The organism is Ottowia caeni (assembly GCF_050821495.1).
GTDB classification, from domain to species: Bacteria; Pseudomonadota; Gammaproteobacteria; order Burkholderiales; family Burkholderiaceae_C; genus Ottowia; species Ottowia caeni.
Map to the genome: position 1 here is coordinate 2,092,337 of NZ_CP151080.1, position 24,389 is coordinate 2,116,725.

The 24,389-nt window shown below is 60.7% G+C and carries 19 protein-coding genes and 1 pseudogene; 18 read left to right on the forward strand and 2 right to left on the reverse strand.

The window, feature by feature from the left end; all coding sequences use genetic code 11:
• Positions 1–120 precede the first annotated feature (120 nt).
• From AAAK34_RS10155 to AAAK34_RS10180, 6 genes and pseudogenes are all read left to right on the forward strand, one after another.
• Entirely contained in the window at positions 121–504 is a 384-nt protein-coding gene (locus AAAK34_RS10155) for a hypothetical protein (protein ID WP_231692935.1), read from the forward strand.
• A gap of 159 nt (positions 505–663) precedes the next feature.
• Positions 664–1,488 carry an undecaprenyl-diphosphate phosphatase gene (locus AAAK34_RS10160; RefSeq protein ID WP_231692936.1) on the forward strand — a complete coding sequence of 275 codons (825 nt, stop codon included), beginning with the start codon at positions 664–666 and terminating at the stop codon, positions 1,486–1,488.
• A 198-nt stretch (positions 1,489–1,686) separates the two neighbouring features.
• Positions 1,687–2,928: an efflux RND transporter periplasmic adaptor subunit gene (locus AAAK34_RS10165; RefSeq protein WP_231692937.1), complete on the forward strand. Its 1,242-nt coding sequence runs from the start codon at positions 1,687–1,689 to the stop codon at positions 2,926–2,928.
• Positions 2,925–6,101 carry an efflux RND transporter permease subunit gene (locus AAAK34_RS10170; RefSeq protein WP_231692938.1) on the forward strand — a complete coding sequence of 1,059 codons (3,177 nt, stop codon included), beginning with the start codon at positions 2,925–2,927 and terminating at the stop codon, positions 6,099–6,101. Before AAAK34_RS10165 ends, AAAK34_RS10170 begins: the two co-directional genes overlap by 4 nt.
• Positions 6,098–9,399 (forward strand): annotated as a pseudogene (locus AAAK34_RS10175) (efflux RND transporter permease subunit). The gene AAAK34_RS10170 and the pseudogene AAAK34_RS10175 overlap by 4 nt, the downstream one beginning before the upstream one ends.
• 36 nt (positions 9,400–9,435) lie before the next feature.
• Positions 9,436–10,911 carry an efflux transporter outer membrane subunit gene (locus AAAK34_RS10180; protein ID WP_231692940.1) on the forward strand — a complete coding sequence of 492 codons (1,476 nt, stop codon included), beginning with the start codon at positions 9,436–9,438 and terminating at the stop codon, positions 10,909–10,911.
• On the opposite strand, the gene AAAK34_RS10185 is transcribed toward AAAK34_RS10180, so the two are convergent.
• Positions 10,898–11,878, reverse strand: a complete 981-nt coding sequence (locus AAAK34_RS10185; protein ID WP_231693335.1) for an NADPH:quinone oxidoreductase family protein — start codon at positions 11,876–11,878, stop codon at positions 10,898–10,900. The genes AAAK34_RS10180 and AAAK34_RS10185 overlap by 14 nt on opposite strands.
• Positions 11,879–12,036: 158 nt before the next feature.
• Here AAAK34_RS10185 and surE point away from each other — a divergent pair, with 158 nt between their 5' ends.
• The 12 genes from surE to AAAK34_RS10245 all read left to right on the forward strand — a co-directional run bounded on the left by surE (position 12,037) and on the right by AAAK34_RS10245 (position 23,314).
• Positions 12,037–12,807, forward strand: a complete 771-nt coding sequence (surE, locus tag AAAK34_RS10190; protein ID WP_231692941.1) for a 5'/3'-nucleotidase SurE — start codon at positions 12,037–12,039, stop codon at positions 12,805–12,807.
• The gene (locus AAAK34_RS10195) at positions 12,807–13,616 is read left to right on the forward strand and encodes a protein-L-isoaspartate(D-aspartate) O-methyltransferase (protein WP_231692942.1); all 810 of its coding nucleotides are present in this window, start codon (positions 12,807–12,809) and stop codon (positions 13,614–13,616) included. Before surE ends, AAAK34_RS10195 begins: the two co-directional genes overlap by 1 nt.
• 21 nt (positions 13,617–13,637) lie before the next feature.
• Entirely contained in the window at positions 13,638–14,588 is a 951-nt protein-coding gene (locus AAAK34_RS10200) for a peptidoglycan DD-metalloendopeptidase family protein (RefSeq protein WP_231692943.1), read from the forward strand.
• 175 nt (positions 14,589–14,763) lie between these two features.
• Positions 14,764–16,230, forward strand: coding sequence for a 23S rRNA (uracil(1939)-C(5))-methyltransferase RlmD (gene rlmD, locus AAAK34_RS10205; protein ID WP_231692944.1), 1,467 nt, complete (start codon positions 14,764–14,766; stop codon positions 16,228–16,230).
• Positions 16,231–16,367: 137 nt separating this feature from the next.
• Positions 16,368–16,922: a methylated-DNA--[protein]-cysteine S-methyltransferase gene (locus AAAK34_RS10210; protein WP_231692945.1), complete on the forward strand. Its 555-nt coding sequence runs from the start codon at positions 16,368–16,370 to the stop codon at positions 16,920–16,922.
• Positions 16,919–17,917, forward strand: coding sequence for an adenosylcobinamide-phosphate synthase CbiB (gene cbiB, locus AAAK34_RS10215; RefSeq protein ID WP_431777237.1), 999 nt, complete (start codon positions 16,919–16,921; stop codon positions 17,915–17,917). The genes AAAK34_RS10210 and cbiB overlap by 4 nt, the downstream gene beginning before the upstream one ends.
• A 25-nt stretch (positions 17,918–17,942) precedes the next feature.
• On the forward strand, positions 17,943–19,166 hold the full coding sequence (locus tag AAAK34_RS10220; protein WP_431777238.1) for an aminotransferase class I/II-fold pyridoxal phosphate-dependent enzyme: 1,224 nt from the start codon (positions 17,943–17,945) through the stop codon (positions 19,164–19,166).
• Positions 19,066–20,568 (forward strand): cobyric acid synthase, encoded by a 1,503-nt coding sequence (locus tag AAAK34_RS10225; RefSeq protein ID WP_431778014.1) that lies wholly within the window; start codon positions 19,066–19,068, stop codon positions 20,566–20,568. The genes AAAK34_RS10220 and AAAK34_RS10225 overlap by 101 nt, the downstream gene beginning before the upstream one ends.
• A 105-nt stretch (positions 20,569–20,673) precedes the next feature.
• A complete protein-coding gene (locus AAAK34_RS10230; RefSeq protein WP_431777239.1) occupies positions 20,674–20,862 on the forward strand; it encodes a hypothetical protein in 189 nt (62 codons plus the stop codon).
• 5 nt (positions 20,863–20,867) lie between these two features.
• The gene (gene cobT, locus AAAK34_RS10235; protein ID WP_231692949.1) at positions 20,868–21,908 is read left to right on the forward strand and encodes a nicotinate-nucleotide--dimethylbenzimidazole phosphoribosyltransferase; all 1,041 of its coding nucleotides are present in this window, start codon (positions 20,868–20,870) and stop codon (positions 21,906–21,908) included.
• Positions 21,909–21,917: 9 nt separating this feature from the next.
• Positions 21,918–22,736, forward strand: coding sequence for an adenosylcobinamide-GDP ribazoletransferase (gene cobS, locus AAAK34_RS10240; protein ID WP_231692950.1), 819 nt, complete (start codon positions 21,918–21,920; stop codon positions 22,734–22,736).
• A 5-nt stretch (positions 22,737–22,741) separates the two neighbouring features.
• A complete protein-coding gene (locus AAAK34_RS10245) occupies positions 22,742–23,314 on the forward strand; it encodes a histidine phosphatase family protein (RefSeq protein ID WP_431777240.1) in 573 nt (190 codons plus the stop codon).
• Positions 23,315–23,563: 249 nt separating this feature from the next.
• Here the strand turns inward: AAAK34_RS10245 and AAAK34_RS10250 are convergent, their stop codons facing one another.
• Positions 23,564–24,370, reverse strand: coding sequence for an alpha/beta fold hydrolase (locus tag AAAK34_RS10250; protein ID WP_231692952.1), 807 nt, complete (start codon positions 24,368–24,370; stop codon positions 23,564–23,566).
• Positions 24,371–24,389 lie beyond the last annotated feature (19 nt).

The following is a 24,389-nucleotide window of genomic DNA, read 5'->3' on the forward strand; positions in this document are numbered from 1 at the left end:
GGGTTTGTCCCGTTTAATAAGGGCAAGCAGTAAAGGCGACAGGTGGCGACAACTGGCGGCATAGTGGCCTTGCATTCTTGCAACCCCTATACAGGCAAATAGCCTCGTGAGGAGATTTTTATGAACCTTCTTCAACGATTACCCGTTTCGTCTTCATTCAGACGTTTTCTGTCTCTCGGTTTGCTGGGGGCGGCAGCCTTGGGCGCCACTACGGTCGCTCAGGCTCGAGACGGCGTTTTTTGGTCAGTGGGCGTCGGTGCACCAGGCGTGTCGGTGGGCGTCAGCAACGCGCCTCCTTACTACGCCCCGGCACCCGTCTACGTGCAGCCAGCGCCTGTGTATATGGCTCCCAGACCAGTCTATGTGGCGCCCCGGCCCGTTTACCGAGCGCCACCCGTGGTGTATGGGCCAGCGCCGGTCTACTATTACGGCCCACCTGGTCACCGCAAGCACCATAATCACCATAAAGAAAAGTGGGAGCATCGGCGCGGCCACGGGTACTAAAGTGATTTGATTTCTCCAAGGCGACCACCCTTGAGGCCTGTTCCAGCGAACAGGCCTTTTTTACTAGCCCTGACGGCCTCCTGAGCTGGCCCATGCGAGGGGCGGACGTAGAATCCGCGCGCACAGTTCCATTCCATGGGGCTGTTGGAAAGGATTCACTTGGACATTGCATTACTGGTCAAGGCCGCGATCATGGGCATCGTGGAAGGACTGACCGAATTTCTCCCGATTTCATCTACCGGCCACCTCATCTTGGCTGGCAGTTTGCTCGAATTCACTGGTGCCAAGGCAAAAGTGTTCGAGATCGCTATCCAGACCGGCGCGATTCTGGCGGTGATCATCGTCTACTGGCAGAAGATTCGCGAAACATTGGTTGCGCTGCCCAGCAGCCGTCAGGCGCAGCGTTTTTCGCTCAATGTACTGATCGCGTTTTTGCCCGCTGTGGTGCTTGGCCTTTCAATGGGCAAGATGATCAAGGAGCATCTTTTTACCCCGCAGGTGGTGGCAACCACGTTTATTCTGGGTGCTTTCGTCATCTTCTGGGCAGAACGCCGCCCGCAAAGTGCTGCGCGCATACACAGCGTCGACGACATGAGCTCGTGGGACGCCATCAAGGTTGGCCTGGTTCAGTGTCTGGCAATGATTCCCGGGACCAGCCGTTCTGGCGCGACCATTATTGGCGGCATGTTGCTGGGCTTGTCGCGCAAAGCCGCCACTGATTTTTCGTTTTTTCTGGCCATGCCGACGCTGGTGGGCGCCGGAGCCTATTCCGTTTACAAGGAACGGGCGCTGCTTTCAATGGCCGACCTGCCGATGTTCACTGTGGGGCTGGTGTTTTCTTTCGCGAGTGCCTGGCTTTGCGTGCGCTGGCTCCTGCGATACATATCCAGCCATAGTTTTGTACCGTTCGCCTGGTATCGCCTCGTGTTTGGATTCATTGTTCTAGCGACCTGGTATACCGGAGCAGTGGTCTGGCAAGATTAAGGTAAAGGTCAGTCAGGCTGAAACTTTACAAAACTTCAACCCCCAATAACGGGAAGTGTGAGGGCGCGGGTAGGATTGGCACAGACTTTCCGGCACAGGTGTTTGCCGGGGTGTTGCCAGCTTATCGCCTAAAGGGGCTTTACGATCTTGTTCCCAGGATATTGCGAACAAGCTTTAAGACCCAATCAGTTCTAGATCATGAACGACACTTCGCCGTCCGACCCTCCGTCAGCAAATTCTGCATCCACGCCTCGGGGGAGAAGCTCCTGGCTGGCATGGCTCATAGGGCTGCTGTTGATCGCCATCCTGGCTACGGGCACTTGGTGGCTGGTCAAGCGCTCTCAGACGCCTGCGGCTAGTCCGGCTTCGGCAGGGGCCGCGCCGGCGGGCGGCGGTGCTCCAGGAGGCAGGCTGTCAGTCACCGTGGGCTCAGCGAAGGCCAGGCAAGGGGAGTTGCCGATCATTATTGATGCGTTGGGCACGGTCACACCAGTAGTTACCGTGGCCCTCAAACCCCAAGTGTCCGGGGTGCTCACCGAGGTGCGATTTACCGAGGGGCAAATGGTCAAGAAGGGCGATGTACTTGCGGTCATAGACCCCCGCCCCTTCGAGCAGGCTTTGGCGCAATCACAAGGGCAGCGTGCGCGCGATGAGGCGCAACTGGCAGCCGCGCGCGTGACCTTGCAGCGCTATCAAACACTCTGGTCTCAGGACTCCATTGCGCGACAAGAGGTTGACTCGCAAGCTGCGTTGGTTAAGCAGCTGGAAGGCACTGTGCAAAGTGACCGGGCGGCCGAAGACTCAGCCAAGCTGAATCTGGCCCACACGCGTGTCACCTCTCCCATTACGGGGAGAATCGGACTTCGGGCGGTTGACCCGGGCAACACGATACAAGCCGGTAGCACGGTCATAGCCACGCTGACGCAAATGACGCCTATTGACGTCCAGTTTGCCGTGCCCCAGGGCCGAGTGCTTGATGTGCTGTCTGCCCAGAAAATTGGCACGCTACCCGTCCTGGCGTATGACAGCGACCGTTCGCGCGTACTGGAGGAGGGAACCTTCTCCACGCTAGACAACGTGGTGGACACCGCGACTGGCACGGTCAAAGCCAAGGCGCGATTCGCCAATGCGCAAGGCAACTTGTTTCCTGCACAGTTCGTCAACGTGCAGCTTCAACTGGGTGGGACAAAAGGCATTCTGGTGCCTGTGACGTCCGTGCGCACGGGTCCAAACGGTGATTACGTGTATGTGATCGACGACGAACGCGTGGCCCATATGCGCAGCGTGAAACGAGGGGTGACTACGGCCGGCCAGGTACAGATCGTCTCAGGGCTGGAGGGCGGTGAGGTGGTGGTCACCGAAGGGGGTGATGCAGTCAAGGACGGAGGCCGTGTGCAGCTGGCTGGCGAACGCCGTGCCCGCCCGCAAGGTCGGCCATGAATGCATCCCGCATTTTTATTCAGCGCCCGGTAGCTACCGGACTCTTCATGCTCGCCATCATGCTGGCGGGCCTGGTGGGTTTTCGCTTTCTTCCGCTGGCAGCTTTGCCACAAGTGGACTACCCCACCATTCAGGTGCAGACTCTCTACCCAGGTGGTAGCCCGGACGTCATGAGCCGCACGGTGACGGCGCCATTGGAACGCCAGTTTGGTCAGATGGCAGGACTTGACCGCATGTCTAGCACCAGCGCGGCGGGCGTCTCGATCATCACCTTGCAGTTCGCGCTTTCGCAATCCATGGACGCCGCCGAGCAGCAGGTGCAGGCAGCCATCAATGCCGGTGCGTCAATGCTGCCGGCCGATCTTCCGGCGCCACCGATCTATGCGAAGGTCAACCCAGCCGATGCGCCGATCCTTACCTTGGCTATTTCTTCCGATGAGCTTCCGCTGACCGATGTGCAGAACATGGTCAACACTCGGCTGGCTCAGAAAATCAGCCAGATTGGTGGTGTCGGGCTGGTCACTCTGGCTGGCGGTCAGCGCCCTGCAGTGCGTGTGCAGGGCAACGTCGACGCGCTGGCGGCGCTTGGCCTGGGGCTGGACAGCCTGAGTTCCGCCATCAATACCGCCAACAGCAATAGCGCCAAGGGCGGTTTCGACGGGCCTGCACGTTCCTACACCATTAACGCCAATTCTCAATTGATGACGGTGGCCGAGTACCGCGAGCTGATTGTGGCTTACCGCAATGGGGCTCCGGTCCGCCTGAAGGATGTAGCACGCGTGGTGGGTGGCTCGGAGAACAGTCGGCTAGGAGCTTGGGCCGGGATCAAGGAAGAGGTGGGGCAGGGCGCTTCAGCAGGTGGAAAAGTGGGCTTAAGCGAGCCCGAGCAAACACCCCTGGTACCGGCCATCATTCTGAACGTGCAGCGCCAGCCTGGCGCCAACGTGATCAACACGGTTGATGCCATTCAGAAGGCACTGCCCGCTCTGCGTGAAAGCATGCCCAGCACGGTGCGCGTGCAGGTCTTAACGGATCGCACCACTGGCATTCGTGCATCCGTCGACCACGTGAAAATGGAACTGGTGCTGGCCGTGGTGATGGTGGTGCTGGTCATTTTCCTGTTCTTGCACAGTTTGCGCGCCACAGTGATCGCGTCCATCGCGGTGCCTATTTCGCTGGTGGGCAGCATGGGTGCCATGTATTTGCTGGGCTACAGCCTCAACAACCTGAGCCTGATGGCGCTGACCATTGCCACCGGCTTCGTGGTGGACGATGCGATCGTCATGATCGAGAACATCTCGCGCCACACGGAAATGGGCAAGAAGCCGTTTCAGGCGGCGATGGACGGAGCCGGAGAAATCGGCTTCACTATCATTTCCCTCACGGTTTCGTTGATCGCGGTGCTGATCCCGCTCTTGTTCATGCAAGAAGTGATCGGCCGTCTGTTTCGTGAGTTTGCCGTCACGCTTGCGATCACGATATTGATCTCTGCCGTGGTGTCGCTCACGGTGGTGCCGATGATGTCGGCACGCTGGTTACGGCCGTTGAACGAAGGGCCTAGTCTATCGGCTACCAGAATGCAGCGGGGGCTCGACTGGGTGGTGGCACACTATGACCGTGGCTTGGTCTGGGTGCTGGGCCACCAGGTGTTCACGCTCATGGTAGCTTTGGCCACCCTGGCGCTGACCGCACTGCTCTACTGGGGCATGCCCAAAGGCCTGTTTCCTACCCAGAGCACGGGGCAGCTCCAGGTGAGGGTGCAGGCAGCGCCGGACGTATCTTTTGATCGCATGGCAGCGTTGCAGCAACAGGCGGCAGAGGCTGTAATGGCCGATCCGGCAGTGCGCTCACTTAGCTCGGTGGTGGGTGTGGACGCCACTAACAACACGCTCCTGAGTGCTGGCCGCATGATCGTGAACCTGCGTGCGCAGGGCATTTTCGGCGACAGCCAGGGTGCCATCATGCAGCGGTTGCGTGATCGTGTGACCCAGGCAGCCCCCGGAGTCAATCTGTATCTGCAGCCTACGCAGGATCTGACTGTGGACAGCGAGTCGGGGCCCACCCAGTACCGATTTGCGCTGGAGGGCGTAGACACCGCACAGATTAACGAATGGGCGCAGCGAATGGTGCAGGTGCTCCAGTCGGTGCCCGAGGTGCGCCACCCCATTACAGACGGGGGTGCGAGAAATCTCTCAGCCTATGTGGAAGTCAACCGCGACATGGCGGCCCGCCTGGGCGTGACGGCCAGCACGCTGGACAACACGCTCTACAACGCGTTCGGCCAGCGCATTGTTTCCACCATTTTTACGGACACCAATCAGTATCGCGTGATTCTTGAAGCGCAGCGCGACGAAGCAGCCACCTTGCATACCTTGGCGAATTTGCCAGTGCGAACAGGTAGCGGCGCTACGACGCCGCTCTCTTCCTTTGCCACGGTGCGGGAGCAAAGCGCGCCAGCGCAGGTGGTCAGAGTGGCCCAGTACCCGGCAGCGATTGTGGGGTTTGACACGGCGCCCGGAGTGTCGCTTGGGGCTGCTGTTTCCGCAGTGCGCGCAGCCGCTACCGAGGCCGGGTTGCCCCAGGGAATTACGCTGAGGTTCACAGGCGCTTCTGGTGCCTACCAAAGCTCGCTGTCGAACCAGCTGTGGCTCATATTGGCGGCAGTGGTTTGCGTTTACATTGTGCTGGGCGTACTTTATGAGAGCTACGTGCATCCGCTCACCATTCTCTCCACCCTCCCGTCAGCCGGCGTGGGGGCGCTGCTGGCGCTTTGGATCACTGGGCACGATCTGGATGTCGTGGGCATTATTGGTCTGATCCTGCTGATAGGCATTGTGAAGAAGAACGCGATCATGATGATCGACTTCGCCATTGAGGCCGAACGGCGGGAAGGCAAGAGCCCAAGGGAGGCTATTCACCAGGCGGCGCTTCTGCGCTTTCGGCCCATTCTCATGACTACGCTGGCGGCGCTCGCCGCTGCCTTGCCGCTGATGTTCAGCTTTGGCGATGGGGCCGAGTTGCGCCGTCCGCTGGGTATTGCCATATTCGGCGGCTTGGTGCTGAGCCAGCTACTGACTCTGTTCACAACGCCGGTGATCTACCTCATGTTCGACCGGCTGAGCCCCGCCGCTTCGGCTGTAAATCCGACTGGCGCCAGGGCGCTTAACCCGTGAATCTTTCTCGCCCCTTCATTGAGCGACCCATTGCTACAGCGCTGTTGACGCTGGGTTTGGCGCTGGTGGGCATTGTGGCGTTTTTCCTGCTTCCGGTGGCGAGGTTGCCTACGGTGGATTTTCCGGTGATCTCGGTGACGGCCAATATGTCTGGCGCCTCGCCGGCGGACATGGCACGCTCGGTGGCTACGCCGCTGGAGCGCACGCTGGGGGTCATCTCAGGGGTCAACGAGATGACCTCCAGGAGCTCCACAGGATCGACCCGCGTCACCCTGCAGTTTGACCTGAGTCGAAACATCGACAGTGCAGCGCGGGAAGTACAGGCCGCCATCAATGCCGCCCGCATCGACTTGCCGGCCGATCTGCGCTCGAACCCCACTTACCGGAAGGCCAACCCGGCGGCGCAGCCCTTCATGATTCTGGCGTTGACGTCGCACACGCGCACGCCTGGGCAAATTTACGACGCAGTCTCGAACGTGATCAGCCAGCGCCTGTTGCAGGTGGACGGGGTGGGCGACGTGGAGTTGGGGGGCTCCTCACTGCCGGCGGTGCGGGTGGAGTTGAATCCGTTTGCCATGCACGACCTGGGCATTTCCGCCGAAGACGTGCGCGCTGCGCTCCAGTCGAACAATGCCAATCGGCCGAAGGGCGTGATAGAAGTCGGCAGCGGGGAAGAAAGCCGGGCGCTGCAAGTGCTGACGCCGCCTCCGGGTCTGCGCGCGGTCGACTACCGCCGGTTGATCATCGCTTCGCGCGGCAATAGCCAGGTTCGGCTTTCGGACATCGCCGAAGTGACCGACAGCGTAGAGAACACGCGCACGCGTGGTTTGTTTAACGGCGAACCGGCCATTGTGGTCAACATCACCCAGGAGGCGGGGGCCAACCTTATCAAGACCGCCGACGCCATTGATGCGCTGCTGCCTACCTTGCGTGCGCAGTTGCCGCAAGACATCAACCTTGATGTGGCCATTGACCGCACCGGCTCCATCCGCGCTTCGGTGGCGGAGGTGGAGCTGACGCTGGTTATTGCCGTGTTGCTGGTGGTGGCTGTGGTGGGCGTCTTTCTGCGCACCCTGCGGGCGGCGGTGATTCCCGCCGTGGCCACGGTGGTTTCGCTGCTGGGCACCTTCGGCGTCATGTACCTTTGCGGTTTTTCGCTCAACAACCTTACCCTGATGGCGCTCACGGTAGCTACGGGGTTCGTGGTCGACGATGCCATCGTGGTGCTGGAGAACACCTCGCGCCACATGGAGCGGGGTATGGCGCGTCGAGAGGCTGCGCTGCGCGGGGCGCGCGAGGTCGGATTTACGGTACTGACCATCAGCCTCTCGCTGGTAGCGGTCTTCATTCCGCTCCTTTTCATGGGGGGCAGCCCGGTAGATTGTTCCGGGAGTTCGCCATGACTTTGTCTGCCGCGGTCATGATTTCACTGGTGATCTCGTTGACCACCACACCCATGATGTGCGCCATGTTGCTGCGTGTGGGCTCTGGCAGCGCAGGCCCCGCGCTTCGCCAAAGCGTGGCGCAGCGCTTGCGTGCCTGGGCCAAGGCTTTGGGTACCAGGGCGCGGCCAGGGTTGCCACAATCGGCAGCTCCGGGCGGGGCGGACCGGCCGTACACGCCGGAGCCGAGCTCCTGGTTGACTCGGCTTTATGCTCGTGTTCTGGATGCTGCACTAGCTGCCCCTTGGGCTGTTGTGCTGGTTCTGGTCACGGTCGTTGCGCTCAATGTCTATTTGTTCATGCAGATTCCCAAAGGCTATTTTCCTGAACAGGACAACGGTCAGATGGTGGGCGGGCTTCGGGCCGATCAAAGCATTTCATCGTCAGCCATGGGCGAGAAGCTCGCTCAGGCGGTAGAAATCATCAGGCGCGACCCGGCTGTGAGTACGGTAGTTGCCTTTGCTGGGGGCAGCCGCTCAGGTGGCGGGTTTCTGGCGGCGGCGCTCAAACCTAACGGCCAGCGCAGCGGCGAGAGCGGCCGTGAGACCACCCGGCAGGTCATTAACCGCCTGCGGCCAAAGTTGCAGCAGATTACCGGCCTGCGCGTGTTCCTGAGCCCCGTGCAGGAGTTGCGAATAGGCGGGCGCAGCAGCAACTCCACTTACCAATACACCTTGAAGAGCGACAACGAAGCCGACCTGCGCACCTGGACGAACAAGTTCTCCGAACGCCTGAAGCAAGACGATCGCCTGGTGGATATAGACAACGATCAATCAGACAATGGTGTCGAGACCTTCGTCGACATCAATCGCGAACGTGCGGCTCAGCTGGGTGTCAAGCAGACCAGCATCAATGCCGCACTCTTTGATGCCTTTGGCCAGCGCACCGTGGCCACGATGTACCAGGATCTGAATCAGTACTCGGTGGTCATGGAGTGGGCACCGCGCTTTGCCACCTCGCCTGTGGTGCTGCGTGATGTGCAGGTCCCTGGTACGCTTTCGAGCGCAGTGCCTTCGTCGGGTTCTGCCACTTCGGCCAATCCGGGCCAACGCAATGCCTCGTCTGGCCAGCCGTTGGCGCAAACTGCGGCCACCATGGTGCCGCTTTCGGCCTTCGCCAGCTTCTCTGAGCGTGCCGTGCCCACCGCCGTATTTCACGATGGGGGCGAGCTTTCCGCGACCATTTCTTTTGATCTGGCCGAAGGCGTGTCGCTGGAGGAGGGCCGGCTGGCAGTGCTGGAGGGCCAGGCTGATATTGGCTTGCCCAACAATGTGCGCGGCGCGTTCAGCGGGGCGGCAGCTGCGGCGCAGCAGACGCAATCGGAGCAGGCCATACTGATCTTGGCCGCCATCGTGGTGATCTACATCGTGCTGGGCATTTTGTACGAGAGTCTGATACACCCCATCACGGTGCTTACCACGCTACCTTCGGCCGGCTTTGGTGCGGTGCTGGCACTGACCGCCTTGCGCATGGAATTCTCCATCATGGCGTTGATCGGCGTCTTCTTGCTGATCGGACTGGTCAAGAAAAATGCCATTCTGATTATTGATTTCGCGCTTGACGCAGAGCGCGCACGCGGCCTGACTGCTGTGCAGGCTGTGCGCGAGGCGTGCCTGTTGCGCCTGCGCCCGATTCTGATGACCACCCTGGCTGCCGGGCTGGGAGCACTGCCTTTGGCGATCGGTTTTGGGCAAGGTTCGGAGTTGCGGCAACCCCTCGGCGTGACCATTATTGGCGGCCTCATCGCCAGCCAGTTGCTCACGTTGCTGACCACCCCAGCCGTTTATGTGTTGCTTGACAAGCTGCGCCGCCGCCCGAGCGGAGAGGTCAATTTGGCTCGCCCTCAGGCGGCTTGAACGCGCAGGGTAAACCATTTATGAGGATCAATACGAATGCGGCTTAGCGACGAGAATAACTGGCCCATCGCCGCCGTCAGATACACCAGCCTCGTGTCTTCTCTGGTGCTGTTGGCAGCCTGCAGCACGGCGCCACTAGACAATCCCCCCGCCGTGCCGATCACGGCCGAGTGGAAGATTGGGCAGCCCGCAGACGGTTGGGTCAGTGCCGATGCCGCACGTGCCTGGCAAGCGGGTGAGTGGTGGCTGCTGTTTGAAGACCCCGTGCTCGACAGTTTGATGCGGCGGGTGGAAGTCAACAACCAGAGTCTCGCCCTCGCGGTCGCCAATGTCGCACAGGCGCAGGCCCTCCTGGCGCAGCAACAATCGGCTCTCCTACCCACGCTGGGTGTACAAGGCGGTGCGCAGCGCTCGGGAGGTGGGGGTGCGTCTGGCTCGGGTAGCTCGCTGTCCGCGGGGCTGACCGCCAGCTGGGCGCCCGACCTTTGGGGAAGACTGGGTGATGCAGCGCGGGCCCAGGCGGCCGGGGTGCAAGCCAGCCAAACCGACCTGGCAAACGCGCGGCTTTCAGCCCAAGGGAGCTTGGCAAATGCCTATTTCGCCTTGCGCGCCGCAGACACCGAAATTCAGCTGCTGAATGAGACCGTAAAAGCCTACGAGCGGAGTACGGCCATCACACGGAACCGTTATGAGGCAGGAGTCGTCGCGCGGACGGATCTATTGCAATCCCAGGCCACGCTGCTCAGCGCCCAGGCCAACCGCACCGCCATGACGCGCAACAGAGCGATCTATGAGCACGCTATTGCGCTCCTGCTGGGTGAGGCGCCGGCCAATTTTTCCCTGCCTGAGGAGCCATGGGTAACACGCGTGCCCCAGGTGCCGGCAGGTGTGCCTTCAACTTTGTTGTTGCGCCGCCCAGACGTGGCCGGTGCCGAACGCAGTGTGGCCGCCGCCAATTTGCAGATAGGGGTGGCGCGTTCGGCCTTTTTTCCCAGCGTAACGCTTAGCGCATCGGCAGGAGCCAGCGGCGGGTTCCCAGTAAGCAATTTGTTTTCGGCGTCCAACATGCTCTGGTCGCTGGGGGTATCGGTCGCTCAGTCAATATTTGACGCTGGAGCGCGTCAGGCACGTGTGGATCAGGTGGTGGCCGCCAGAGATGCTGCCATTGCCGCCTACCGGCAGACTGCCCTCAATGCCATGGGGCAGGTGGAAGACCAGCTTACCACCTTGCAGACCCTGGCCCAGCAAGCCGAGCAAACGCGCCAGGCGGCCGAGGCCGCCGCTCGCGTGGAGCAGCAGGCGCTGAACAGCTACGAAGCGGGGCTGTCGGCCTACACGGCGGTAGTCACCGCCCAGGCCACCGCGCTTTCCCAGCGCCGCAGTTTGCTGCAATTGCAACTGCAGCGGCAGCAGGCGGCGGTGGGCCTGATACAGGCCTTGGGAGGTGGGTGGCAGGCACCCTGGGCGGGTTCAGGCTCTCCTTTGGCCCTGACTTCGACTACGCCTCGTTGACCAAAACGAGCTTGCCTTTGACTTCGCGGCTGCTCATGCGCGCATAGGCGTTCTTCAATTCGCTCATAGGCATTTTGCGATCCAGAATGGGCTTGATCTTGCCTTGTGCATACCACTGGGCCAGCTCCTGCATCATGGCAGCGTTGGCCTGAGGTTCGCGGCGGGAAAAGTCGCCCCAGAAAATGCCCACAATGCTGGCTCCCTTGATCAGCGCCAGATTGATCTTGATCGCAGGAATGTCTCCGGCAGCAAAGCCCACTACCAAGTGGCGACCGCGCCATGCGATGGAGCGGAACGCCTTCTCGGTGAAATCCCCGCCGACCGGGTCGTAAATGATGTCCGGCCCCTTGCCCGAAGTCAGTTCCTTCAGGCGTTCACGCAGGTCCTCGGTGGAATAGTTAATGGTTTCATCAGCGCCCAATTCCTTGCAGAAAGCGCACTTTTCGTCGGTGGATGCTGCCGCAATCACGCGCGCACCTGCCACCTTGGCAATCTGGATCGCCGACATACCCACCCCGCCGGCTCCTCCCAGCACCAATACAGTTTCACCGGGTTTGAGCTGTCCGCGGTCAAGCAGTGCGTGGTGGCTCGTGGCGTAGATCATGATGAAGGCGGCTGCTTCGGCCGGCGGGAAGCCGGGTGGAAGGGGCATACACAGCTTTGCTGGCGCCAACGTGTGGGTGCCGAACCCGCCTGTACCAGAGAGACAGGCCACAGCTTGCCCCACCTTCAGGTCAGACACGCCATCACCCACGGCCTCAATCACCCCCGCGTATTCCGAGCCCGGAACGAATGGCAACTGCGGCTTGTGCTGGTATTTGTTCTGTACGATCAGCAAGTCAGGAAAATTGAGGCTTGCCGCCTGGATGCGAATAAGGACCTCACCCTTGCCAGGCTGCGGCGTAGGCAGCTCTTTCCAGGAGAGAGCGTCGACACCGACGGGGTTTTCGCAAAGCCAAGCGTGCATGATTTTCCTTTCAGGTTTGTCTGTTGAGTTGATCATAAGAGTAATCTTCTTGCAGGGTTCTCGAGGCAACTTCCGAGACACCATGGCCCGCACGGTGACGGGTCTTGGTTGCGGGTCTTCACTCCAGCCTACAATCGGTTGCACCCAATTCACGACACATGAAGATCCTGCTCAGCAACGACGACGGTTTCCAGGCTCCCGGCATTGTGGCACTCTACGAGGCGCTCAAGGATATTGCCGAGGTTGAAGTAATCGCACCAGAGCACAACAACAGCGCCAAGTCGAACTCGCTCACGCTGTATTCGCCTCTGTATGTACATGAGGCGGCCAACGGCTTCCGCTATGTCAACGGAACCCCGGCAGATTGTGTCCACATCGCCTTGACCGGCCTGCTCGGTTACAAACCCGATCTGGTGGTCTCGGGCATCAATAATGGCGCCAACATGGGAGACGACACCATTTATTCTGGCACCGTGGGCGCTGCCATGGAGGGTTACCTGTTCGGCATTCCGGCTATTGCCTTCTCACAGATCGAGAAAGGCTGGGGCCACATCGATGCAGCAGCAGCCAAGGCCCGGGAAATTGTCGCCAGGATCGGTCAGCACAGGCAAGACGGCGGGAAGCCCTGGTTGCTCAACGTGAACATTCCGAATTTGCCGCTGGAGCAGATCAAACCCGTCAAAATTTGCCGCCTGGGCCGTCGTCATGCGGCCGAGAAAGTAATCACCCAGACCAGCCCGCGCGGGGACACCATGTACTGGATCGGTGGTGCGGGGGCAGCCCTCGACGCCGCCGAGGGCACTGATTTTCATGCGACCGAACAAGGGCATATCGCCATGACGCCATTGAAGGTCGACCTGACCGATCACGACGCGCTCGGTTATTGGGCGCAAGGCATGGGTCAGATGTTTGGTGGGGCGGGCTCCTGATGGCTACGCCGCCGCGTCCAGGCTTCCCGGCGCGCCTGAATATCGGGCAAACGAGCCCCGCTGCCGGCAGTCGAATCTCTCCGCGCCGGCCATCGGCGCCCTCCTTGGCTACGCCGCCACCCATGCTTGAAGGGGTGGGAGGGCAAATGGCCGCTCGTGACGCCATTCCTGCCCGCGCCAAGATGGTGCAGCAGCTGGCCGAAGGTGGCGTCCGGGATGCGCAAGTGCTGCGTGCCATGGGGGCTGTTGATCGGCATCGCTTTGTAGACAGCGCGCTGCTGGCCCAGGCTTATGAAGACACGGCGCTTCCCATTGGGCTGGGGCAAACGATTTCCAAGCCCAGCGTGGTCGCAAGAATGATCGAGCTGCTGATGCAGGGCGGGCTGCGCGGGGCCGACGGCAAGCTCGGTCGCGTGCTGGATATCGGTACCGGGTGTGGATATCAAGCGGTCGTGCTGGGCCAATTGGCCAGTGAGGTATACAGTATCGAAAGGTTGCGAGATCTTCACGAAAAGGCCCGCGCGAATCTGCGCCCGCTTCGCATTGCCAATGTGCACCTGATTCTTGGTGACGGCATGGCTGGGTTTCCCAAAGGAGCCCCCTACGCGGGCATCATTGCTGCCGCCGGCGGAGAGTCCTTGCCGGAGGCCTGGATAGACCAGTTGGCCTACGGAGGACGCCTTGTGGCCCCGATTGCCAGCGGCCCTGGCCAGCAGGCTCTGATGGTGGTAGACCGATCTCGCCAAGGGGTTCAACAGACGATTTTGGAGGCCGTCAACTTTGTGCCTCTAAAATCGGGGGTCGCTTAACGCGCAAAGGATTTTTTGTTTATGTTTTTTCTCTCAAGAAAACACCGGGCCTTCCCAGGTTTTCTTGCTCCCCATGGGGAGCGGGCCGGCAATAACCCGGTCACGGAGGCAGCGGGCTTCAAGACCTTGGCTGCGGTGCTGTTGGGCGCTGCGGTGCTGGTCGGATGCAGCACAACCTCGACCAATCCGGCTCCCGTTGAAGATCGCGGAGTGAGTGGTACTGCCAAGCCAGGCGCCGTTGATCCTGCTACGCTTCCGGGCGCTGAAAACGCGGGCAAGCCTGGTTTCTACACGGTGCGCCCTGGCGACACCATCATGAGAATCGCCACCCAGGTCAATCAGCCTTGGCGCGACATCGCCAGCTGGAACAATCTCGAGAACCCCAACGTCATTGAGGTCGGGCAGGTTCTGCGCGTGGTGCCTCCTGTAGGTGGTACGGTAGCCGCCGCGCCTGCCGGCAGTGCCCAAGCGCCGAAGCCTTCAGTGCCCGTAGCGACGCAGACCACCCCCGGAGTCACCCCGGTGCCAGCCACGCAACCGGCGCCAGCCGCCCAGCCCGCCGGCGCTTCCACCAAGCCAGCACCACCGCCTTCCGCAGGCGCGGACGACGTAGCGTTCATCTGGCCTGCCAACGGAACCGTCATCGCCGAGTTCGACGAAGCCAAGAACAAGGGCGTCGCCATCGGTGGTAAGGCTGGCGATGCGGTTGTGGCAGCCGCTGACGGCAGGGTAGTGTATGCTGGCTCTGGCCTGCGTGGATATGGCAACCTGATCATTCTCAAGCACAACAATACCTTCCTCACGGCATATGCCCACAACCAGGCGCTGTTAGTCAAGGAAGATCAAAGTGTGAAGAAGGGTCAGAAGATCGCCGAAATGGGCTCCAGCGATACCGATCGTGTCAAACTGCACTTCGAGATTCGCCGCTCCGGCAAACCCGTTGATCCTGGGCGGTATCTGCCGTCTCGTTGACAATAGGCTTATCGTGTCATGAAGGGCGCCGCGAGGCGCCTTTCTTGTTGAATCTGGCGACCGGCGCAACGTCTCTGCATTTACTTTCGTGTGAGTATTTACGTGTATGTGAATCTGAATATGAAATGCGTCTTGGTCGTCTCTTGAAATCCCTGTGACGAGCAGCTCCATTGGCATGGCTTCAAATCTCGAAAACGACGCTTCTCTCCCCGCCGCTGAAGAAGGCTTACCCCCAGGCTGGCTGCACATCGATTCCCTCGACATCGATGCCCAGGGCATAGCCCGCCGCCCCGACGGCAAGGTGGTGTTCGTTGAGGGTGCCTTGCCCGGGGAGTTGGTGTCCGCCAACGTCAACCGTCGCAAGAACAATTGGGAGTCTGCCACTCTGACCGAGATTCACCGTGAATCCAGTCAGCGCGTGCGGCCGGGCTGCCCGCACTTCGGGTTGCACGCGGGCGCCTGCGGAGGCTGCAAAATGCAGCACCTGGACGCCAGTGCTCAGGTGGCAGTCAAGCAGCGCGTGCTGGAAGACAACCTTTGGCATCTCGGCAAGGTGAAGCCAGAGCTGATCCTTCGCCCTATCGAGGGCCCGGCGTGGGGCTACCGCTATCGTGCGCGGATGTCCGTGCGCTATGTGCTGAAGAAGCAAGAGGTACTTATCGGCTTTCACGAGCGCAAGAGCCGCTACGTGGCTGACATGCGCGAGTGCCCAGTATTGCACCCTCACGTGAGTGCACTGATGCTGCCTTTGCGTGAGCTGATCTACGGAATGGACGCACGTCAGACTTGCCCGCAGATCGAGTTGGCTGCCGGCGACACCGTGACGGCGCTGGTGCTGCGGCACTTGGAGCCCCTCTCGGCAGGCGACACTCAAAAGCTGCGCGATTTTGCCAAGCTGCATGACGTCCAGTGGTGGCTTCAACCCAAGGGCCCTGACACCGTTCATCTGCTTGACCAGGGCGGCCCCGAGCTATCCTATGCGCTGCCTGAGTTCGGCGTGACCATGCCGTTCAAGCCGACCGACTTCACCCAAGTCAACCCCCACATCAACCGTGTGCTGGTCTCGCGAGCGCTCCGCTTGCTGGACGCGCAAAAAAATGAACGCGTCATCGACTGGTTCTGTGGTCTCGGCAATTTCACCTTGCCCATCGCCACCCAGGCCGGTCAGGTACTGGGCGTCGAAGGGAGCGAGGCTTTGGTGGCCCGTGCCCGGCAGAACCTCGAAAGAAACCGAGCCAGCACCAAACCCTTGGGCGAACTGCACGCCGAATTCGTGGCGCGCAACCTGTTCGATATGACCGCTGAAACGCTGGTGGCCGACGGCCAGGCTGACCGCTGGCTGATCGATCCGCCGCGAGAGGGTGCTTTTGCCCTGGTCAAGGCGTTGATGGCCATTCATCAGGCGCGTATTGGTGCAGAAGACGCCGAGCCTCTGCCAGAGGGTGCGTCCCAATGGGAGCCGCCGCGCCGCATTGTGTACGTCAGCTGCAACCCCGCAACCCTCGCCCGCGACGCCGGTATCCTGGTTCATCAGGCAGGTTACCGTTGCACGGCAGCCGGTGTGGTCAACATGTTCCCCCACACAGCACACGTGGAGAGCATGGCAGTCTTTGAGTTGTCTGAACCTCCATCTCGGAGTTAAGAGCGTGTTCACGATCTCCCTGTCAACAGATCGTGAATACGCTCATACACCCTCATGCGGGCCCGTATCCCGTAGGTTGGGCTGAGCGAAGCGAAGCCCAGCACGTCAGCTTCTCCACGACACGTAGCCGCCCCCCCATGCCCAACCTCATCCTCCACACCTATCCCACCCCGGTCGGAGAGATGATCGCCGCGTTCTCGCCGCGGGGCCTGCGCCTTTTGGAGTTCATGGGGCAGCCGCGCGTTGATCGCGAGATGGCGCAAGTGGTGGCAGCCGCTGGCGAGTCAGGCCAAGAGGGATGCAATGCACAAACGGAGCAACTGGGTCTTGAGTTGGCTGAATACTTCGCCGGCAAGACCCGAGACTTCAACGTTCCCCTAGATCTGCTCGGCACGCCGTTTCAGCAGCGTGTATGGCAAGCTCTGCTCGAAATACCCTACGGTGAAACCTGGACCTACGGCCGGCAGGCGCACCACATCGGCCGGCCAACCGCAAGCCGCGCGGTAGCCGCGGCCAACGGGCAAAACAAAGTATCGATCATCGTGCCGTGCCACCGAGTCATTGGAAGCAACGGACAACTGACCGGCTACGGCGGCGGCCTGCCGCGCAAGCAGTTTCTCCTTGAACTGGAGCGCAGCAGCGTACACCCGCAAAACCGGCTCTGGCCTTCGCCTTCTTCTTCGCACAGATGACCGATTTCTTCTGGTTTTGGTGGAATGCTATTCCTGATTCAGCGCTAGTGGGCACAACTCTGCTGGCGTGCATTCCCGCACTGACCATCGTCATTGATCGATTGTTAGGTGAGCCGCCTCTGCGTTGGCACCCTGTCGTGTGGATGGGTCGCTGGCTGAGCTGGGCAGGCCATCGTCTTGCACCCGCCGCCGATGAATCTTCGGTGCAGTCGACTCAACGAATTTTCTGGTTGGCCGCTCTATCGTGGTGTGGCGCCGCCGCCCTGGTTTTTTCCGGGGCGTGGATGCTTCAAAGCTGGGTGCTCACGCAGCCGATGTGGCTGGCTGTCCCGGCTTTGGCCCTGTTTCTCAAACCCCTTCTTTCTTGGGCCATGCTGCATGACGAGGTCTTGGCTGTGGAGCGTGCGCTGATGCAATCGGTGGGGGCGGGTCGCACTCAACTGGCGCGTCTCGTCAGCAGAGACGTCAGCGTCTTGAGTGCGAGCGATGTTCGCGAAAGCGCTATCGAATCGCTGGCAGAGAATCTTAATGATTCAGTGGTGGCTCCCTTGTTCTGGTTCGCCGTGCTGGGCTTGCCAGGCGCTGCGTTGTTTCGGTTCGCGAATACCGCAGATGCCATGTGGGGCTACCCCGGGGTTCGCAACGGCCGCAACTGGCAATGGGCAGGCAAGTGGGCTGCGCGCGCCGACGACGTGCTCGGTTGGGTGCCGGCACGCATCACGGGGGTACTGATCGGTGTGGTGGGGGGCTTGCGGGCTTGGCGCCAACTTCCTGGGCAGGCGCGCAGCACGCCCTCACCGAACGGCGGCTGGCCCATGGCCGCCATGGCTTTGGCCCTGGGTGTGCGGCTGTGCAAACCAGGGGTGTATGCATTGAACGAGTCAGGTCGCTTACCCGAAGCGTCTGACACACTCCGCGCTTGCGCCATCGGTTCACGTACGGTGCTCGCCACAGTCGTATTGGTCGGTGGTGTTCTGCTGGTGGCAGTTTCATGAACTCGGGTCTGGAGAGTCTGAGTTCATGATGCCCATGCTGATTCATGGCGGCCCTGACATGCTCGGCGTGCCGCTTCACGATCTTTCCACCAACAGCAACGCATGCGGTCCTTATGCCCCAGCCGAGCAGGCGCTGCGTGAAGCTGATGCTCGCCATTACCCCGACCCGACCTACACTGAGCTGACCATTCAACTGGCCGCTTGGCATGGCGTGGCGCCTGCTCGAATCGTCATCGGGGCCAGCGGCAGCGAACTGATTCAGCGCATGACCACTGCGGTCGCTGTGCAGGCCATGGCAAGCGGCGCAGGCGTTCCTGCCCCTGTCTGGCTTCCCAAACACGCCTATGGCGACTATGCCCGGGCGGCCCATGCGGCGTGCCTCTCGCGCACGTCGGTTGCGCAGGTGGCCAACCTGATCTGGTCCTGTGACCCATCCAGCCCGCTTGGCCAAGGTGATGACGGCCTGGTCGACCGTGTGGCGAATCTCAAGCCTGGTCAGACACTGGTGCTCGACCAAGCCTACGAGCCATTGCGGCTTGAGGGTGAACTCACGCTCGACTCAGCCGCAATCGATCGGATCTGGCGCTTCGTTACACCTAACAAGTCGCTGGGGCTCACAGGAGTGCGCGCTGCTTATGCCATTGCCCCCTGCGGGGGATCTGATTTGCTGGAACGCATGCATGCGCTGGCACCGTCGTGGCCCCTGGGCGCTCATGGGGTTGCGCTTTTGCAAACCTGGGCCACAGTAGACGCTCATCGATGGCTTCGGGAATGTCGGGCGATTCTTCGAGCCTGGAAAGCCAGGCAAACCAGCCTGCTCAGAGATGCAGGCTGGAAAGTGGAGCCGGGCACGGCCAATTTCTTCGTCGCGACTCGGGAGAAAGTCGCGGCTGAAAGTGCGCGTGAACGCACGTTTGAAAGTGGAGTTGATATGAAGTCCTGTCTCGACACGATTCGCCGCCAAGGGTTCAAACTGCGCGACTGCGCCAGCTTCGGTCTGCCAAACCATGTACGCATGGCCGTGGTAGCCCCAGAGGTTCAAGATGCCTTGATGCGCGCACTGAAAAGCGGGGGCTGGCATGAAAGCCCGTTGTGTCATGGTGCTGGGCACCAGCAGCGGCGCCGGCAAGAGCTGGATCACCACCGCGCTGTGTCGTTACTACGCCAACCGGGGCCTGAAGGTGGCCCCCTTCAAGGCGCAGAACATGAGCAACAACGCACGGGTGGTGATGGGCGGCCATCCATCTGAAGGTGGACAAGATCAACCTGAGCAAGATCTTTCGGTTTCCGGAGAAATCGGATCTGCTCAGTATTTTCAGGCGCTGGCCGCACGCGCACTACCTGATGTGCGCATGAACCCGCTCTTGCTCAAACCCGAGGCCGACACGCACAGCCAGGTGGTGCTGCTAGGCCAGGTCAATCGAGAGCTGACTGAGCTTCCCTGGCGGGGCCGCAGTGAGAGAGTGTGGCCACAGATCGCCAAGGCTCTGGATGCCTTGCGCGCCGAAAATGATGTGGTGGTCATCGAAGGGGCAGGCTCCCCCGCTGAAATCAACCTCATGAGCAGCGATGTGGTCAACTTGCGTGTGGCCCGGCATGCTGATGCGCGGTGCCTGCTGGTGAGCGACATAGACCGTGGTGGCGCCTTTGCGCATTTGTACGGCACCTGGGCGCTCTTGCCCGAGGAAGATCGTGCCCGCATCAGCGGCTTCGTGCTGAACAAATTTCGGGGCGATGCCTCACTGCTTGCGCCGGCACCCGAGATGCTGCGGGAGTTGACGGGTGTGTCTACGGTAGCGGTGGTGCCTATGCGCTTCGGACACGGGTTGCCTGAAGAAGACGGTATGTTCGATGCGGCTGACTATTCCGCACCTGGCCCCGCAATAGAAAGCCCGGGAGACCTGAAAATCCCCCACATTTCACGCTCCGAGGACAGCGCTGCGCCGCTCAAACATGTTGCCATCGTCGCGTATCCGCGCATCAGCAACCTTGATGAATTTCAACCCCTGAAGAATGTGCCGGGCCTGCGAATAACGTGGGTGCGCACGCCATCTCAGGCGCAAGGTGCAGACACCATCATCTTGCCCGGCAGTAAGAGCACGGCGTCGGATCTAGCCTGGCTGCGTGCGCAGGGGCTGGATGCGTTCATTGCCGAACATGCTGCGCGGGGAGGGCGCGTGCTGGGAATATGCGGAGGCCTGCAGATGCTGGGCGAAGCCTTGATCGACATCCACCATGTGGAAAGTCAGGGCAACGCTCCCGGTCTAGGTCTGTTGCCCCTGGTGACGTCGTTCGAGCCCCAGAAAACAGTTCGTCGCACGCAAGCTCCGTTTGGAATCCTGGAAGGTGCTTGGTCCTCACTTTCAGGCGTCGCGGTGTCCGGCTACGAGATCCATAGCGGTCAGACCGCGCAACATCCTGCCATGGCGGCGAAGGGGGATGTGGCCAGGGAGGTCATGATTGGCTTGGGCTGGCAAAACGCTGCTGGCAATGTGCTCGGTCTCTACCTGCACGGCCTGTTCGAAGACACCGCCGCATTGCGCGCGCTATTTGGTGCCAACACACCCTCGCTGGACGACGTGTTCGACCGTCTGGCCGCCAGCATCCAGGCAGACTTTGCACCGGGTACGTTGGACGCTCTCGTCGAGTGAGTGCGCAGCGTCAGTTCCTTTATTCACTATGCCGTTCAAGGGCATGCACATTATTCTTAAACCTAGATCCGGCAGTCGACCGCTTGCAATCATCAGGAAAGCCGCATGAACACTCGATTTCTATGCTCCGAGAACGCTCACTCGTATGGTGGGAGCGCTACGCACCCGATCAGGCCGCCCTCGGGCACGCTGGCGGCGTTGCTCGTCCTTGCAGGCACGAGCCTGCCGCGTCCTCACGCCTTGCCAGCGCACCCGATGACGACCTGCTCGGGCGCGTCCAACTGCCGGATCTAGGTTAAATGACATTCAACCTACCCACTATCGACGAGCTTCAAGACGATGCACTGGCCGCCCGTCTGGAGCGCAAGATTGACGAGAAGACCAAGCCGCTGGGCGCGCTGGGTCAGCTGGAAACTTTGGCCCATCGGCTAGGCATGATCCTGGGCTGCGAGGAGCCCGTGCTTCAATCGCCGCAACTGCTGGTCTGTGCAGCCGATCATGGCATCACCGTACGGGGTGTGTCGGCATACCCGAGTGATGTCACCTGGCAAATGGTGGGCAACTTCCTGGCTGGCGGTGCCGCGGTGAGCGTGCTGGCTCGCCAACACGGAATTACTCAGACCGTGGTCGATTGCGGAGTCCGCTACGACTTTCCTCCAACCAAAGGCTTGATCATCCAGAAAATAGCGCCCGGAACGCAAGACGCCAGCGTCGGTCCGGCAATGAGCATGGCGCAGTGTCAGGCTGCCGTTTCCAACGGCATGAACATTGTGCGCGAGATGCCTGGAAACGCTTTGCTACTGGGTGAAATGGGCATAGGCAATACGTCGGCCGCGGCCTTGCTAATGTCGCGCCTTGCCGGAATCGATGTCGCCGAGTGTGCAGGTGCCGGTACCGGGTTGGATCAGCCCGGCATTGCGCGCAAGACCGCTGTGCTTCGCGAGGCACTGGCTGTCAATGAAAATGCAAAAGACCCGCTCGAGGCACTCGCAGCATTGGGTGGCTTCGAGATCGCCACGCTCACGGGGGCTGTGCTCAGGGCCGCCCACGAACGGCGCGTAATCGTGGTCGATGGTTTCATCAGCACCAGTGCCGTGCTGGTGGCGGCCCGTCTGGCGCCTGCCGTGTTGCAGCGATGCGTTTTTGCGCATCGTTCCAATGAGCAGGGCCATGCACGCATGTTGAAGGAATTGAAAGCTGAACCACTGCTTGATCTGGGGCTGCGCCTGGGCGAGGGCAGCGGAGCAGCGCTGGCTTGGCCTTTGCTGCAATCAGCATGTGCCATTTTGCGCGACATGGCCAGCTTCGAGTCAGCCGCCGTGTCTAATAAATCGGAATAAGCAGGAGCCATGAATCGCACCGATCTGCACCAGGCTCTGCGCCACTTTCTGATAGCGCTTCAATTCTTTACCCGCATTCCTGTCACGGGCTCGCTGGCAGCGTGGGTGGGCTATAGCCCAGAGATGCTGAGAGCCAGCAGCGTCTACTATCCTGCGGTCGGTTGGGTAGTGGGGAGTGTGGGCGCGCTCGCCTTGTTGCTTGCACACGGTTTTCTACCGGAGGGACCACTCGGCGTTCTGATTGCTGCATGTGTTTCCACCATCGTGACCGTGTGGCTCACCGGCGCGTTTCACGAAGACGGCTTGGCAGACACCGCCGACGGTCTCGGTGGCCACGTCGCGCGTGAGCGTTCCTTACAGATCATGAAGGATTCGCGCATTGGCACCTACGGCACGGTAACCCTGGGCCTCGCTCTCGCGCTGAAGGTGTTGTTGTTGGCACTCCTGGCGCAAAGCAGCGCTTGGGCCGCTGCCTCGGCTCTGCTGGCGGCGCATGCATTGTCTCGCCTGGCGCCCTTGGTGGTCATCCGTACCATGCCTTACGTCAGCGATCCCGATCAGTCCAAATCCAAGCCACTGGCTGACTCGCTTTCCGGTCAGGAGTTTCGTGTCGCCTGCTGGTGGTCGGTTCCAGCTTTGTTGCTTCTGGTACTGGGGCATGGCATAGCCTCACCCTTCATGGCCATGATTTTGTGGGTTCTGGCGCTGGCCTACATGCTCAGGTTGCTTCGCCGCCGCCTCCAAGGCTTCACAGGCGACACGCTGGGTGCCACGCAACAGATTTGCGAGTTGGCGCTTTATCTGGGGTTGGTGTTGCAGTGGTCGTAAGTGCTTTGCAGCTGAATCCTGCACCAACGCTCTGGCTCATTCGGCATGCGCCCGTGCTGGTCGAGAAAGGCCGATGCTATGGTGTTTCAGACTGGCCTGCCGACGCCGCAGCAACTGCTGAGGCAGCCGAAAAACTCGCCGAAAGACTGCCGCATGGCTTGCATGTACTTGTATCGCCTTTGCAGCGTTGCCGGCAATTGGCCCGAATGCTGCAGCCGCTCCGGCCCGACCTGAGCTTTCAGAACGACACCCGCCTTGTTGAACTGGATTTTGGGGCCTGGGAAGGGCGAGCCTGGAGCACGATCGAGCAAGGCGAATTCGATCAGTGGATGGCAGATTTTGCTCATGCCGCTCCCGGTGGCAATGGGGAGTCAGTTGCCTCTCTGATGGCTCGCGTAGGACAAATCTGGAGCCATTGGGGTTCCAGCCGAACTGATGCGGTGTGGATCACTCATGCAGGGGTCATGCGCGCTGCGCTGCTCTTGGCAAAGGGCGTTCATTTGCCAACAGCCGCCAGCGACTGGCCGGCAGAAGACCTTCCTTTCGGTGAAGTGCTGAAGTTGCAGGCCAACCGCTAAATCCCAATTGCTGATGACACCACGCGGTTCAGTTAGCGACTTCTGGTTGCTTGTAGGAGCGCCGATTGACTCCTTCTCCTTTCGGGAGAGGGTTGGGGTGAGGGAGCGCGGAGCGCTTCTGTTCCGTGCAAGCCACAAAGCAATGCCAGTCTCAGATCATGCGCCGCCGCCCTCACCCTGGCCCTCTCCCGGAGGGAGAGGGTAGAGAAACGAGGCCATTTTGCTAGTCTCGCGGCCAGCTTAACAAGATTACCCCATCGCCCGCAGGCTCGCCTCCACCGCAGCAGCCGTGGCCAGCGGATTTTCCATCGGGTACAGGTGCGTGCCATCCATCATCATCACGCGTCCGCGTGTAATCCGGCGGACGATATCCAGGCCGCCAATCTGCTTCATCTCGGCTGATTGCAACCCCCCTATGAAGGCGACAGGACACTGAACGGGCTGCTCGCGCAACAGTCTGCCCAAGTTGTGCGGCAAAGTGTCATAAATGGCCGATTCGATCTCCCGGTCAAAGGCCAGTTGCCATCTGCCATCTGCATCGAGAGTGCCATGATCAACATAATCATGGAGCACTTGTGGGTGCCAGGATGAAAAGATCTTCTTGCCGCGAAAGTACTCGTACACCGCCTCGCGGTTTTCCCATTCGTTGCGTCGCTTGCGGCTGACCAGGCTCGGCGAAAACCGCTTCATCAGGAAGGTGCGCTTGGCAACGCCCACGGCCTGTGCGCGCCAACCACGCAGCACGGGGGAGTCCAGCAGCAACACGCCTCTCGCCAATTCCGGGTGGCGTGCTGAACACATCAGGCTCAAAATCCCGCCCAGCGAATGCCCTACCAGCCAAGGGGCTTCGTCGCCATTTTCCTTGCGCTGTTCAGAGGCAAAGTCAGCCAACTGCTGGACCAGATGCGGCCAATTGTCCGTGACCGGATATTTTGGATTGTGGCCATACTTTTCCACCGCGTTCACCGTGAAACCCCGTGCACGCAGACTGTCTAGCATCACACGGTACGTGCTGGCAGGGAAGCTGTTGCCATGGGAAAAAATGATGGATGACATTTGCCTGGGAACCTCGGCA

Excerpts from the sequence above, each read along its gene's own strand:
- AAAK34_RS10155 (WP_231692935.1), top strand. The coding sequence starts at position 121 with ATGAACCTTCTTCAACGATTACCCGTTTCGTCTTCATTCAGACGTTTT.
- AAAK34_RS10165 (WP_231692937.1), top strand. The coding sequence starts at position 1,687 with ATGAACGACACTTCGCCGTCCGACCCTCCGTCAGCAAATTCTGCATCC.
- AAAK34_RS10170 (WP_231692938.1), top strand. The coding sequence starts at position 2,925 with ATGAATGCATCCCGCATTTTTATTCAGCGCCCGGTAGCTACCGGACTC.
- AAAK34_RS10180 (WP_231692940.1), top strand. The coding sequence starts at position 9,436 with ATGCGGCTTAGCGACGAGAATAACTGGCCCATCGCCGCCGTCAGATAC.
- AAAK34_RS10185 (WP_231693335.1), bottom strand. The coding sequence starts at position 11,878 with ATGCACGCTTGGCTTTGCGAAAACCCCGTCGGTGTCGACGCTCTCTCC.
- surE (WP_231692941.1), top strand. The coding sequence starts at position 12,037 with ATGAAGATCCTGCTCAGCAACGACGACGGTTTCCAGGCTCCCGGCATT.
- AAAK34_RS10195 (WP_231692942.1), top strand. The coding sequence starts at position 12,807 with ATGGCTACGCCGCCGCGTCCAGGCTTCCCGGCGCGCCTGAATATCGGG.
- AAAK34_RS10200 (WP_231692943.1), top strand. The coding sequence starts at position 13,638 with ATGTTTTTTCTCTCAAGAAAACACCGGGCCTTCCCAGGTTTTCTTGCT.
- rlmD (WP_231692944.1), top strand. The coding sequence starts at position 14,764 with ATGGCTTCAAATCTCGAAAACGACGCTTCTCTCCCCGCCGCTGAAGAA.
- AAAK34_RS10210 (WP_231692945.1), top strand. The coding sequence starts at position 16,368 with ATGCCCAACCTCATCCTCCACACCTATCCCACCCCGGTCGGAGAGATG.
- cbiB (WP_431777237.1), top strand. The coding sequence starts at position 16,919 with ATGACCGATTTCTTCTGGTTTTGGTGGAATGCTATTCCTGATTCAGCG.
- AAAK34_RS10220 (WP_431777238.1), top strand. The coding sequence starts at position 17,943 with ATGATGCCCATGCTGATTCATGGCGGCCCTGACATGCTCGGCGTGCCG.
- AAAK34_RS10230 (WP_431777239.1), top strand. The coding sequence starts at position 20,674 with ATGAACACTCGATTTCTATGCTCCGAGAACGCTCACTCGTATGGTGGG.
- cobT (WP_231692949.1), top strand. The coding sequence starts at position 20,868 with ATGACATTCAACCTACCCACTATCGACGAGCTTCAAGACGATGCACTG.
- cobS (WP_231692950.1), top strand. The coding sequence starts at position 21,918 with ATGAATCGCACCGATCTGCACCAGGCTCTGCGCCACTTTCTGATAGCG.
- AAAK34_RS10250 (WP_231692952.1), bottom strand. The coding sequence starts at position 24,370 with ATGTCATCCATCATTTTTTCCCATGGCAACAGCTTCCCTGCCAGCACG.